The sequence below is a fragment of the Rathayibacter sp. PhB1 genome, from assembly GCF_004362935.1.
Classification (GTDB): Bacteria; Actinomycetota; Actinomycetes; order Actinomycetales; family Microbacteriaceae; genus Rathayibacter; species Rathayibacter festucae.
Window position 1 is genome coordinate 400215 of sequence record NZ_SNYD01000003.1, and the last position, 12909, is coordinate 413123.

The window sequence follows — 12909 nt, forward strand, 5'->3', positions numbered from 1 at the left end:
AGTGTAAAGTGACGAGGACCGAGAGGTCAAGACCTCGGGAGCTGAGCAGGAAGGCGGTGTCGCATGACGGAATCCGGCGCAACTCTCGCGCAAATCGCCGAGGCGGCGGGCGTCTCCATCCCCACGGTGTCCCGCGTCCTCAACGGCAAGCCCGGCATCTCGGCCCCCAAGCGGCACGAGATCGAGCGCCTCATCGAGGACCACGGCTATGCGCGACGCAAGGCCAAGCGATCCGCGACGCTGATCGACTTCGTCGTCTCGAGCCTCGAGACGCAGTGGGCGACGGAGCTGCTCCGCGGCGCCCAGGCGGAGGCCTCCCGGTCGGGCGTCGACCTGGTGCTCAACGTCACCCACGACGGCGGGGCGGGCGCGCCCGACTGGATCGACCGCATCGCCTCCCGCGGCTCGGACGGCATCGTGCTCGTGGTGTCGGACCTCACGGCGGAGGCGCGCGAGCGGCTCGGGAAGCTGAAGGTGCCGGTCGTCGCCATCGATCCGCAGGGCAGCGACACGGAGTCGTTCGCCACCGTGTCGGCCACCGACTGGGTCGGCGGCCGGGAGGCGACGGAGCACCTGCTCGCGCTCGGCCACCGGCGGATCGGCTTCGTCACCGGCCCGATGGAGCTCGAGTGCCACCAGGACCGCCTGGACGGCTTCACCAGCGCGCTCGGCCGCGCCGGCGTCGAGCCCGCGAAGGAGCTCGTCCGGAACGGCGACTCGCTGATCAGCGGCGGCGTGCGGTTCGGCGGCGAGCTGCTCGACCTCCCGGAGCGGCCCACCGCGATCATCAGCGGCTCCGACGAGCAGGCCTACGGCGTCTACCTCGCGGCCCGCGACCGCGGCCTCCGCGTCCCCGAGGACCTCTCCGTCGTCGGCTTCGACGACGTCGACCTCTGCCGCTGGGTCAGCCCGCAGCTGACCACCGTCCGCCAGCCCCTCGCCAGCATGGCCTCCGAGGCGACCCGCCTCCTGCTCAAGCTCGCGGCCGGCGACCCCGTCGACACCCCCACCGTCCGCCTCGCCTCCACCCTCATCGTCCGCGAGTCCACGGCCGCCCCGGCCGCCTGACGCCCGGCCCGCGCCGACCGCGGAGCGCCCACTGGGCGCGCCCCCTCTTCTGTCGAGGAGCGCCCGCTGGGCGCACCCCGTTTTTTTCTGATCGAGTAGCCCGCTCGCGGGCGAACCATGCTGATCGAGTAGCCCGCCCCGCGGGCGTATCGAGATCCACCCCCCTGCACACGCCGGGTCTCGATACGCCGCTCCGCGCCTACTCGACCAGCATGAACGCGCCGCACCCGCACTCACGCCTACCGAGGAGCGCCCACTGGGCGCGCCCGTTTTTCATGCTGATCGAGTAGCCCGCTCCGCGGGCGTATCGAGATCCACCCCCTGCAGACCCCGGGTCTCGATACGCCGCTCCGCGCCTACTCGACCAGCATGAACGCGCCGCACCCGTACTCACGCCGATCGAGGAGCGCCCGCCGGGCACCCGCTCCCCTGCCGATCGCGCAGCACCCGCAGAGCATCCGCTTCCTGCCGATCGCGCAACGGCCGCAGGGCGCCGCCCTCCTGCTGATCGAGTAGCGCCCGGAGGGCGCGTATCGAGATCCACCACCGCAGGACCCCCCGCCGTCAGCGCCACCCCGGACGACGAGAGGGGGCGGCGACCCCGGGCGCACCCGGAGCCACCGCCCCCTCCATCGCCCCGGTCACCCGGAGCCGGTCGTCCTACTTCCCGGAGCCGCGGTACGCGACCGGGAAGGTCTCCCGCGTCCCGTCGGGCGCCGTCGCGGTCACCCGGACGGAGCCGGCGGGCACCCGCGAGAGGTGGGTGTCGAGCGACACGCTCCTCGACTGCCCCTCGGCCAGCGAGGTCACCTTCAGCGCTCCGAACGGCGTCGGGATGCTCAGCCGCACGGCAGTGCTCCCGCTGTTCGTCGCCGTCGCCGTCAGGACCACCGATCCGTTGCGCTTCGTGCTGGTGATCGTCACGTCGACGTCCACCTCGGTCGCCGGGGCGACCACGGTGACTGCGGGCAGGACGCTGCTGACGCCCCCGGCCGTCGCGGTGATCGCGACGGCGCCGGTGCCGGGACCCGCGGTGGCCGCGGGGAGCGCCGCGGAGCCGTCGGCGCCGGTCGCGACGGTCGCCGTCGTGCCGCCGTCGGCGAAGCGGGCCGGTCCGTCGAGGGTGAACGCGACGTCCGTCCCCGCGACGGGAGCGCCCGCGGCGTTCGTCGCCGTGACACCGAGCCCGGTGATCGCGTCACCGGTCTCGACGGTCTGCGCCGCTCCGGTCGCGGTGAGTGCGGTGACCGCAGCCGGATCGGTGAACATCGAGCGGCTGAGCGGCGTGACCGTCAGGCTCTCCACTCGCGCCGTGCCCCCGGTGGCGAGGAGCGAGACGCCCTCGCTGCCGGCGTCGGGGAAGATCTGGTCGGTGATCGTCGCGATGCCGCCCTGGGCGAACGTCTCCACCGAGGCGGTGTCGACGTACAGCTCGAGGTGCAGCTTCCCGTCCTCGAGGGCCACGGGGGCGGTCTCGACCGAGGGGAAGTCGGCGTCGAAGCCGACGTCGCCCGAGCGGGTCCGGTCGACGCTCAGCTGACCGGACGCGACGTCGTAGGTGATCGGCGTGCGCTGGCTCCCGTCGCCCGAGTTGCGGACCGAGAGGCCGAACGAGTCGGCGTCCCCGGCGCTGAGCACGGCGTCGAGCTTGTAGACGCTGCCCTCGGCCGCCGCGGGCAGCGCGGTCTCGCCTTCGGCGATGTCCGTCGCTCCGAGCGTGAACGCGTTCTCCGTCTGCTCGAGTCCGGCCGTCTGGTCGACGACCTTCTGCACGAGCTTCGGCGCGCCGTCGACCGTCTGCAGGGCGAGCTCACGCGGCAGGGCCATGGCCCCGCGCCACTGGCCGGTGGGGATCGCCTCGCCGTACTGCCAGTTGTTCATCCACGCGATCATGATGCGCTTGTCGTCGGGCGCGTTGTCGAAGGTGACTCCCGCGTAGTAGTCGCGGCCCCAGTCGAGCCAGTCGTAGTCGACCAGGCGGCTCTGCGCCGGCTCGTCGGCGAGCATGAACTGGTCGGCGAGGATGTGGCCCCAGCCGGCGCGGTTGTTGTCGACGACCTGGAGGTGCGCGGTGCGGCCGGCCAGGTCGGCGACGTCCCAGCTCGTCCAGTCCAGCGTCTCGCTGTCGCTGCCGGTCGCGGTGCGGACGATCTCGCCGTCGACGACGAGGTTCACGCTCGTCTCGTTCGAGCGGACCTGCGCCGCGGTGTCGGCGAGGACGACGTGGTCGACCGTCAGGTGACCCCAGCCGCCGGTCGCGTCGTCGACGACGACGATCCGCGCCGCCTTCCCCTGGTACGCGGAGACGTCCCAGCTCTTCCAGTTCAGGGCGCCGTCGTTCGTGCCGGCGGTGGTCCGCACGACCTCGCCGTCGACGACGAGCTGGACCTCGAGGGTCTGCGGGTCGCCCTCGGGGCGGAAGCCGCCGCCGACGAGCATGCTCAGGTGGCTCTTGTCGATCGTGAACTCCGGCGAGGTCAGGGTGCCGAGGTTGTCGTCGCCCTTCGGCCCGCCGTCGAAGGTGTTGATCCGCTTCTGGCCGAGGAAGAACTCGCCGCCGCTGGTCGAGGGGTTGGTGCCGTCGGCGAGGTCGCCGGTCACGCTCCAGCCGTTGTCTGCCAGGCCCTGCTGATCCGGGTACTCGAAGCCGTCGAAGAGCAGCTCGCTCCCGGCGGGCGGGTCGTTGGCGAGCTGCGTGCCGTCGACGTGCGGGTGGTTGCCGCCGCCGACGAGGAAGTTCAGGTGGTCCTGGTCCACGGTGAAGTCGGGCGACTCCATCGAGCCGACCGGCCAGTCGCCGTCGTTGAAGCCGTTGATGAGCCCCGTTCCGGCGAAGCCCGTGACCGTCTGCTGGCCGTCGATCGGACCGGTGGCGGGGGCGGCGCCGAAGGGCCCGTTCTTCCAGTTGCCGGGCTCGTTGCTCACGGTCCAGCCGTTGTAGGTCCCGTCGTCGAACCCGGCGAGGGTCGTGCCCTCGGGCAGGGTGTCGGAGCCGACGGTCGACTCGGAGGTGAAGGTGGTGCCGTCGAAGTCGCCGACGAAGTACTGCCCGCCGGAGCCGCCGCCCACCGCGCCCGGGTTGAGGTTGACGACCATCACCCACTTGATGTTCGAGGGGTCGCCGTCGACCGCCAGCGGGAAGAGGTCGGGGCACTCCCAGACGCCGCCGGTCGCGTTGGCGGGGCCGAACTCGCTGAGCTCGGTCCAGTTCCGCAGGTCCGTCGACTTGTGCAGCAGGACCTTGTGGTCGTCCGCCTCCACGGTGACGACGACCCAGTAGGAGGACTCCGGGGTGCCGCCGTCGTACCAGAACATGTGCGGGTCGCGGAAGTCGTTCTGGTCGCGGTCGATGACGGGGTTGCCGTCGTACTTCGTCCAGGTCTGCCCGGCGTCGGTGCTGTAGGCGAGGGCCTGCGCCTGCTCCCCCGTCTTGTACGCCGCGGTGTACATCGCGACCAGGGGCGGGTTCTCGGCGGTGCCGAACCCGGAGGTGTTGTCCTTGTCGACGACGATCGAGCCGGAGAAGATGTCCGACTCCGCGTCGCCCGGGATGGCGAGCGGCTGCTCGGTCCAGTGCGTCAGGTCGGTGCTGGTGGCGTGGCCCCAGCTCATGTTGCCCCAGCGCGTGCCCTGCGGGTTGTACTGGTAGTAGAGGTGGTAGACGCCCTCGTAGTAGACGAGACCGTTGGGGTCGTTCATCCAGTTCTGGGCGGGTGAGTAGTGGATCGCGGGCCGGTAGGCCTCGGAGGCGGGGTCGGCCACCGCGGCCGACGCGGCGGGGACGGAGAGGCCGCCGCCGACCAGGCAGAGGGCCGCCGCGACGGCGACGACGCCGCCGGCGCGACGCGGCCGGGGCTGGGAGGAACGGGGAGATAGCACTGAGGTACGCCCTTCGTTGCGCGTGTCACCCGAGGTGACAACGTTGTCAATGTGGGGGCGAATCTACGGACTGTCCTCCGGACAATTCAAGGGCTCCTGCGAAAGTCATCAGCCGGCGATGGTGAGCCGGTCAGCCGGGAGCCGCAGGAGGGCCCCGCGGGCGCGGCAGGTGGCCGCCGCGATCCGCATGCAGTCGTCGAGCATCGCGGCGGCGTCGGCCGCCACAGCGGGGATCCCCCGCCGGAGGATCGACGAGACGGCGGCCGCCAGGCAGGCGTCGCCCGCGCCCATCGTGTCGATCACGGGCCGCGGATCGGAGGCGATCGGCGCGTCGGCCGCCGTCCCGTCCTCGAGGTGCAGGCTCGCACCCTGCGCTCCCCGGGTGGCGAGCACCGTCCGGGTACCGGCGCCGCGCAGCTGCGCGACGACCTCGATCAGCGGCTGCCCGTGCAGCAGAGCGACGTCGTCGTCGCCGATCTTGACCAGGAGCGACCGCTCCGCCAGCCGCTCGAAGCCGCGGCGGAAGCGCCCCGCGTCGGCGAGCATCCCCGAGCGCGGGTTCGGATCGAGGACGAGGCGCTCCCGGGGGCGGGCGACGGCCGCGAGCAGCTCCTCCGCCTGCTCCTCGTCGTCGAAGGGGAAGCAGCTGACCACGACGAGGGCGGCCACGTCGAGGACCGCGCGCTCGCGGGCGCCGAAGCGGATCCGCCGCCGGCGCGCGGCGTCGTTGAAGACGTAGTGCGGCTCGCCGTCGACGCGCTCGCTGATCGCGACCGAGGTGCCGAGCGGACCGACGGTGGGCACGAGCTCCACCCCGTGCTCCGCGGTCGCGGCGCGGATCGCGGCGCCGTCCTCGTCGTCGCCGATCATCGCGAGCAGCTGGACGCGGTGGCCGAGCAGGGCGAGACCGACGGCGACGTTGTAGGCGGCGCCGCCGAGGAAGCGCTGCTCGCCGGACTCGTCGCGGAGCACGTCGATCAGGGCGTCGCCGAGGACGACGACGGCGGGCCCGGAGGCGGACGGTGCTTGCGCGGACGGTTCGGACACGGACGACTCAGACATGGACGGGGACCTCTCCGGAGCCGCGGGCGATCAGGGTGGTGGGGATGACGAAGGTCTGGGCCGGCTCGTCCTCCCCGTCCAGGCGCAGGAAGACGCGCTCCGCGGCGGTCCGCCCCATCAGGCCGGGGTTCTGCGCGATGACGGAGACGGCGGGGTGCAGCAGCTCGGCGAGCGGGATGTCGTCGAAGCCGATCAGCGCGACGCGGCCGTGCTCCTGGCGGCGGCGCAGCGCCGCGAGGACACCGATGGTGACGAGGTTCTGCCCGCCGATGATCGCGGTCGGCGGCGTCCCCTGCGCCAGCAGCTCGGTCGCCATCTCCTCGGCCGCGTGCTCGTCGTGGGCGCCGTGGCGGACGAAGCCGGGGAGCACGGGGAGGCCGCGCCGCGCCATCTCCTCGAGGAAGCCGCGCTCGCGCTCGCGCGCCGTGAAGATCTCGGGCCGGTCGCCGAGGAAGGCGATGCGCTCGTGGCCGAAGGAGGCCAGATGGCCGACGGCGCGCGCGATCCCGGCGGCGTTGTCGGTGATCACGGCGTCGGCCGTGATGCCGGTGGGGACGCGGTCGACGAACACCGCGGGGGTGCCGCGGTCGATCTCGACGCCCAGGTAGGCCTGGCTGGGGGCCACCGTGGTGAGGATCAGCCCGTCGACGCGGCGCGAGACGAACGCGTTCACCGACGACCGCTCGCGGGCCGGGTCGTCGTCCAGGCTCGAGGCGAAGACCGCGACGCCGCGCTCGTTGGCGAGGTCCTCGACGGCGCGGTGCACCGCGCCGGAGAAGGGGTTCGCGACGCTGCCCACCAGCAGGCCCAGTGTGTTCGTGCGCCCGTTCGAGCGCCGCAGGTTCCCGGCGTGCAGATCGGGCTGGTACTGCAGCTGCCGCGCCGCCGCCTGCACGCGCTCGATGGTGGCGGCCGAGACGTTCGGCTCCCCGTTGACGACGCGCGACACCGTCTTGATGCCGACTCCGGCGAGGGCGGCGACGTGCTTCATGGTGGGGCGGCGACCGGAGGCGACGGCGTCGCGGGGTCCTGACATCGATGTCACGGTGTCGTCTCACTTCCTCGGGGATGACTTGACCTTAGCTGTGAGAACACGATAGACCTTCCCCTGACATCGTTGTCGGGAGGCAGCTCCCGCCCTATGAACAGGACTTTCAATGACGAACCGCTCCCCTCGCTTCAACCGGTACCTCGGCCTCGGCTCGGTCGCGATCCTCGCGGCCCTGGGCATGACCGCCTGCTCCAGCTCCGGCTCCTCCGACGCCGGCTCGACCGCTGACAGCGGCGACGGCGTGGGCGTCACCCTCATCGTCAAGACCACCACGAACCCCTTCTTCGTCGCGATGGAGGACGGCGCCAAGGAGGCGGCCACCACCGCCGGCGTGAACCTCACGCTCGCCGCGGGCAAGGAGGACGGCGACGAGGACACCCAGATCCAGGCCATCGAGAACGCGATCTCGAAGGGCGACAAGGGCATCCTGATCACGCCCAACGGCCCCTCGGTCGTCGACGCCATCGCGAAGGCCCGCGACGCCGGCCTGTTCGTGATCGCCCTCGACACCGCGCCCGACCCGGCCGACGCCGTCGACATCACCTTCGCCACCGACAACTTCACCGCCGGCGAGTCGATCGGGAAGTGGACCGCCGCGCAGCTCGACGGCGAGAAGGCGACCATCGCGATGCTCGACCTGTTCGACGACAAGGTCGTCTCGGTCGACTACAACCGCGACCAGGGCTTCCTCACCGGCATGGGCATCGACGTCGCGGACGAGGAGGTCAACGGCGACGAGGAGAAGACCGGCAGCTACAGCGGCGGCGACTACGAGATCGTCGGCAACGAGGCCACCCAGGGCGCCGAGGACGGCGGCCGCACCGCCATGGAGACGCTCCTCTCCAAGAACCCCGACATCAACGTCGTCTACACGATCAACGAGCCCGCCGCCTACGGCGCGTACCAGGCCCTCCAGGCCGCGGGCAAGGAGAAGGACGTCCTGCTCGTCTCGATCGACGGCGGCTGCGCCGGCGTGAAGAACGTGGCGGAGGGCCTGATCGGCGCGACCGCGCAGCAGTACCCCGTGAAGATGGCCCAGCTGGGCGTCGAGGCGATCGCGCAGCTCGCGAAGGACGGCACCGAGCCCAGCACCAGCGAGGGCCTCGACTTCTTCGACACCGGCTCGCAGCTCGTCACCGACACCCCGGTCGACGGCCTGGACAGCATCAGCTCCGACGACGCCGCCGGGATCTGCTGGGGCGAGTAGCCCGACGCGGGGCGCTCCGGCGCCCCGCCCTCCCCCTTCCGCTCCCAGCGACTCCAGAAAGGCCATCGTGGCTCAGAAGACCACCGACCCGAATCCGCCGACCTCCGCCCTCGATCTCGCCAGCGAGTTCCTCGACCGCCGCACGCCGCTCGACCGCGTCCGCGGCGTCCTGCACCGCTACCCGGCCGTCAGCCCCGCCGTCGTGCTCGTCCTCGCGATCATCGTCTTCGGACTGCTCAACGACCGCTTCCTCGACCCCTCGAACCTCTCGCTCATCACCCAGCAGGTCGCGGTCGTCGGAACGCTCGCCGTCGCGCAGACGCTGATCATCCTGACCGCCGGCATCGACCTCTCCGTCGGCGCCGTGATGGTCCTCACCTCGATGGTCATCGCGCAGACCGCGACCGAGAACGGCCTGCCCGCGATCGTCGCCCTGCTGCTGGGCCTGATCGTCGGACTCGCGGCCGGCGCCTTCAACGGCGTCCTGGTGACGCGGCTGCGGCTCCCCCCGTTCATCGTGACGCTCGGCACGCTCAACATCTTCGTGGCGCTGACGCTCCTCTACTCCAGCGGCTCGACCGTCCGCGGCACCGACATGCCCGCCCTGCTGCCCTCCACCGGCGGCACCTTCGACATCCTCGGCGTCCGGATCAGCTTCGGCGTGATCCTGATGCTCCTGCTCTACATCGTGGTCGCGTTCATCCTCGGCAAGACCGCCTGGGGCCGCCACGTCTACGCCGTCGGCGACGACAAGGAGGCCGCGCGCCTCGCCGGCATCAGCGTGAACCGGGTCCTGATGAGCGTCTACCTCGCCGCCGGCGCGATCCTCGCCATCGGCGCGTGGATCCAGATCGGCCGCACCAACGCCGCCAGCCCGAACGCCGGAGCCGACCTCAACCTCGACTCCATCACCGCCGTCGTCATCGGCGGGACCAGCCTCTTCGGCGGTCGCGGCACCGTGTGGGGCACCCTGCTCGGCGCCCTCATCGTCGGCGTCTTCCGCAACGGGCTCTCGCTCGCCGGACTCGACGTCCTCTACCAGACGCTCGCCGTGGGCGTGCTCATCATCGTCGCCGTCTCGGTCGACCAGTGGATCCGGAAGGTTCGCAAGTGACCCTCATCGACGCCGCGGGAACCGCCCCCGCCGCCGCCCGCACCCCCGTCCTGCAGGCCAAGCGCCTCGTGAAGACCTTCGGCCGCGTGGTCGGGCTCGACGGCGTCAGCCTCGAGCTCTACCCCGGCGAGGTCCTGGCGATCATCGGCGACAACGGAGCCGGCAAGTCCACCCTGATCAAGTGCCTCACCGGTGCCGAGATCCCCGACGAGGGCGAGATCCTCCTCGACGGCAAGCCCGTGACCTTCAAACGCCCCCAGGACGCGCGGGGCGCCGGCATCGAGACGGTCTACCAGAATCTGGCCGTCTCCCCCGCGCTCGACGTCGCGTCGAACCTCTACCTCGGCCGCGAGAAGCGCAAGAAGGGCGTGCTCGGCTCCGTGTTCCGGATGCTCGACACCGCCGGCATGCGCAAGGAGGCCCGCGCGGAGCTGACCGAGCTCGGCATCTCGACCCTCCAGGACGTCACGGTCCCGGTGGAGAACCTCTCCGGCGGTCAGCGCCAGGCCGTCGCCGTCGCCCGCGCCGCGGCGTTCGGCTCGAAGGTGGTCGTGCTCGACGAGCCCACCGCGGCCCTCGGCGTGCGCGAGTCGAACCAGGTGCTCCAGCTCGTGCGCAACCTGCGCGACCGCGGCATCCCGGTCATCCTGATCAGCCACAACATGCCGCACGTCTTCGACGTCGCCGACCGCATCCACATCCAGCGCCTCGGCAAGAAGGCGGCGACCATCACGCCGCAGTCGCACTCGATGACCGATGCGGTCGCGATCATGACGGGAGCGGCGACCGCATGACGACCGCCGCCCCCCGCGTCCTCTACGCCGAGTTCACGGCGAAGCCCGGCCAGGAGGAGACCGTCGCGGGCATGATCGCCGACCTCGGCGAGCTCGTGCGCCAGGAGCGCGGCAACGTCGAGTTCGTGCCCTACCGGCGCGAGGACGACCCCGCGCGGTTCTTCGTCTACGAGATCTACCGCGACGAGGACGCCTTCCAGGCGCACATCTCGGCCGACTACGGAGCGGTCTTCAACGAGAAGCTCGGCCCGCTGATCGTCGAGCCGCACTCGCAGCTCACCTGGCTCCGCCAGGTCTGAGCGAGCGTCCCCGCGGAGGGGGCCGAGGCAGCAAGGACATGCTGATCGAGTAGCCCTCGAAGCGCGACGAAGACATGCTGATCGAGTAGCGCCCGCAGGGCGCGTATCGAGATCCCCCCTGCAGACGGCGGGTCTCGATACGCCGCCCCGCGGCTACTCGACCAGCATGGAGGCGTCCGGAACATGCTGATCGAGTAGCGCCCGCAGGGCGCGTATCGAGATCCCCCCGCCCCGGGCAACCGCTGCTGCAGCTCATCCCGCCCACGGCACGACCACGTCGATGATCCAGGTGACCCCGAAGCGGTCGGTCAGCTTGCCGTAGAGCGGCGAGAACACGGACGGCCCGAACGGGACGTGGACGACCGCGCCCTCCGACTCCGCGAGGGCGGTGCCGAGGCGCTCGATCTCCGCGCTCTCGGCACCCCGCAGCGACACGTAGAACGCATTCTCGCCGGCCGCGTACGGGAGCGAGTCCTGCACGTCGTACGCCATGACGTGGAATCCGCTCGGCGCCGTCACCTGCCCCCAGGCGATCTGCTCGGACTGGGCGGCGCTCTGCCCCGCCTCGACGTTCCCGTAGGGAGCGAGGACGAGGTCGCCCCCGAAGACCGAGTGGTAGAACTCGAGCGCCTCCCTCGCGCGGCCGCGGAAGTTGAGGTGCAGGGTGCTGGTGATGCTCACGACGGGTCTCCTCCAGAGATGCGAGTCGCTCCGAACCGCTCGGAGCACCTGCAGTCCACCGCCCGTACCGGTCGGGGAGCGTCCGGATCCGCCGACGCGACCCCCGATCCCTCAACAGCGACCCATCGCGCGCCGGCGGCGCCCGTTAGGGAAGTCAGAGCGTTTTAGGAGATCTGGATAAAACGCTCTAACACTCGAAACGTCGCGTTTCTCGCGGTGGCGGAGCGGCGGCGATGCCGGCCGTCAGCGTTGCTGTTCGACCGAGCTCTCTCCCGGCGCGGGCTCGAGGTCGTCCGACGACGGTTCCGGAAGGGCGCCGGCCGCCGGCGGCTCCGCGCGCAGGTACTGCGCCGAGATCGTGCGGTACGAGCGGGTGAGCATCGCGGCGCCGGCCGCGACCACCATGATCACCCCGCCGATCAGGAAGACGAGCGCGATCCCCCGGCCGACCCCGTCGCCGAGCAGCCAGCCGTACGCCGCCCGCCCGTCCGCCGATTCCATGTACGGGATCAGAGCGAACTCCGCGATCGGCGCGATCAGGAACGCGGTGATCGGCGCCGCCGCCGACTCCAGCGCCGCGGCGAAGCCGAAGACCCGCCCCTGGGTCTCGAACGGGATGACCTTCTGCACGACCGTCTGCTCTGCTGCCTCCACCGCGGGGATCAGCGTCATGTAGACCCAGATGCCGCCGGCGTAGAGCCACCACCAGTCGCGGAGGGTGAAGACCGCGCCGATCACGCCCATCGCCATCACGAGCAGCAGCATCGTCCGGATCGGATTCCGGCCGAGCCCGAGCTTCGCCACCAGCAGCCCGCCGATGATGAAGCCGGTCGCGGTCACGCCGAGCACGACGCCCCACAGCTCCACCGGGAACAGCTCGAGACCGTAGGGATCCATCAGCGCCAGGTACACGCCGCCGATCAGGTTGTTGAAGGTCGAGAAGACGATCAGCGCGAACAGCCCGGTCGCCGCGCGCACCGCCGTGATGCTCCCCCGCAGATCGATCAGCGGGGCCCGCGAGCCGGCCGCCGCGGGGATCGCCTCGGCGATCCGCAGGAACAGCAGGTGCACGAGCGCCGCGGCGGACACGCCGATCGCGATCAGCAGCGTCCACCCCATGCCGAGCAGGCCGATCGAGAGCCCGCTGAACACGCTCGTCACCACGAACGCGAGCCCCTGCACCGTGCCGACCAGGCCGTTCGCGTTCGCGTGGCGCTCCACCGGCACCATCAGCGTGACCGTCGTCGACAGGGCGATGTTCCGCATGTTCTCGATGACCGCGCCGAACAGGACCGTCCCGGAGAAGACCCAGAACCAGGGCCCGCCGAAGTCCAGCAGCGTCGCCTCCGGCAGCGCGAGGTAGAGGCCGCCGGCGACGCCGAACGACACCAGCGTCACCGCCCCGGCGAACACCATCACCCGGTGCTTCCGGTGCCGGTCCACGATCGTGCCGAACGCCATCGCGAAGACCGCGACGAGCAGCATGTACGCGCCGCCGATGATCCCGGTGGCGAGCACCGACCGCGTCTCGAGGTACACCCAGAAGGTCAGCGCGAACCAGAGGAAGCTCGTCGTCACGTTCGCGACCGCGGTGTTGACGAGGATCCAGCCGAAGGTGCGCAGGCTCGCCGCGCTCGGCTCCGCGGCGGGTGCGCCGGCGGCGTCGGGGACGGTCGAGGACATGGCTTCCCTCCGCTCGGCGACGGCCTGCCCGGAGTCGTCCCGGACCGCCGTCGCAGCCACTGTAGGCCCGC

At 71.4% G+C, this 12909-nt stretch carries 11 protein-coding genes; 6 read left to right on the top strand and 5 right to left on the bottom strand.

Annotation, left to right across the window (positions count from 1 at the left end):
* Window positions 1-63 precede the first annotated feature (63 nt).
* Together EDF17_RS09605 and EDF17_RS19810 are read left to right on the top strand one after the other, a co-directional pair.
* Window positions 64-1068 carry a substrate-binding domain-containing protein gene (locus EDF17_RS09605; RefSeq protein ID WP_123446887.1) on the top strand — a complete coding sequence of 335 codons (1005 nt, stop codon included), beginning with the start codon at window positions 64-66 and terminating at the stop codon, window positions 1066-1068.
* A 369-nt stretch (window positions 1069-1437) separates the two neighbouring features.
* On the top strand, window positions 1438-1584 hold the full coding sequence (locus EDF17_RS19810) for a hypothetical protein (RefSeq protein WP_166649639.1): 147 nt from the start codon (window positions 1438-1440) through the stop codon (window positions 1582-1584).
* A 144-nt stretch (window positions 1585-1728) separates the two neighbouring features.
* Here EDF17_RS19810 and EDF17_RS09610 read toward each other — a convergent pair whose 3' ends face one another.
* From EDF17_RS09610 to EDF17_RS09620, 3 genes are all read right to left on the bottom strand, one after another.
* Entirely contained in the window at window positions 1729-4830 is a 3102-nt protein-coding gene (locus EDF17_RS09610; protein ID WP_260321624.1) for a GH32 C-terminal domain-containing protein, read from the bottom strand.
* 225 nt (window positions 4831-5055) lie between these two features.
* On the bottom strand, window positions 5056-6009 hold the full coding sequence (locus EDF17_RS09615) for a PfkB family carbohydrate kinase (RefSeq protein WP_123446888.1): 954 nt from the start codon (window positions 6007-6009) through the stop codon (window positions 5056-5058).
* Window positions 6002-7045, bottom strand: a complete 1044-nt coding sequence (locus tag EDF17_RS09620) for a LacI family DNA-binding transcriptional regulator (protein WP_243587837.1) — start codon at window positions 7043-7045, stop codon at window positions 6002-6004. The genes EDF17_RS09615 and EDF17_RS09620 overlap by 8 nt, the downstream gene beginning before the upstream one ends.
* 121 nt (window positions 7046-7166) lie before the next feature.
* Between EDF17_RS09620 and EDF17_RS09625 the strand changes: the two genes are divergently transcribed.
* From EDF17_RS09625 to EDF17_RS09640, 4 genes are all read left to right on the top strand, one after another.
* The gene (locus EDF17_RS09625) at window positions 7167-8267 is read left to right on the top strand and encodes a substrate-binding domain-containing protein (RefSeq protein ID WP_123446890.1); all 1101 of its coding nucleotides are present in this window, start codon (window positions 7167-7169) and stop codon (window positions 8265-8267) included.
* Between the two features lie 67 nt (window positions 8268-8334).
* Window positions 8335-9381 carry an ABC transporter permease gene (locus EDF17_RS09630; protein ID WP_123446891.1) on the top strand — a complete coding sequence of 349 codons (1047 nt, stop codon included), beginning with the start codon at window positions 8335-8337 and terminating at the stop codon, window positions 9379-9381.
* Window positions 9378-10175, top strand: a complete 798-nt coding sequence (locus tag EDF17_RS09635) for an ATP-binding cassette domain-containing protein (RefSeq protein ID WP_123446892.1) — start codon at window positions 9378-9380, stop codon at window positions 10173-10175. The genes EDF17_RS09630 and EDF17_RS09635 overlap by 4 nt, the downstream gene beginning before the upstream one ends.
* Window positions 10172-10474, top strand: a complete 303-nt coding sequence (locus EDF17_RS09640; protein ID WP_123446893.1) for a putative quinol monooxygenase — start codon at window positions 10172-10174, stop codon at window positions 10472-10474. The genes EDF17_RS09635 and EDF17_RS09640 overlap by 4 nt, the downstream gene beginning before the upstream one ends.
* 252 nt (window positions 10475-10726) lie before the next feature.
* Here the strand turns inward: EDF17_RS09640 and EDF17_RS09645 are convergent, their stop codons facing one another.
* Both EDF17_RS09645 and EDF17_RS09650 read right to left on the bottom strand, forming a co-directional pair.
* A complete protein-coding gene (locus EDF17_RS09645) occupies window positions 10727-11155 on the bottom strand; it encodes a VOC family protein (RefSeq protein ID WP_123446894.1) in 429 nt (142 codons plus the stop codon).
* 243 nt (window positions 11156-11398) lie between these two features.
* Window positions 11399-12838 (bottom strand): MFS transporter, encoded by a 1440-nt coding sequence (locus EDF17_RS09650; protein WP_123446895.1) that lies wholly within the window; start codon window positions 12836-12838, stop codon window positions 11399-11401.
* Window positions 12839-12909: the final 71 nt, after the last annotated feature.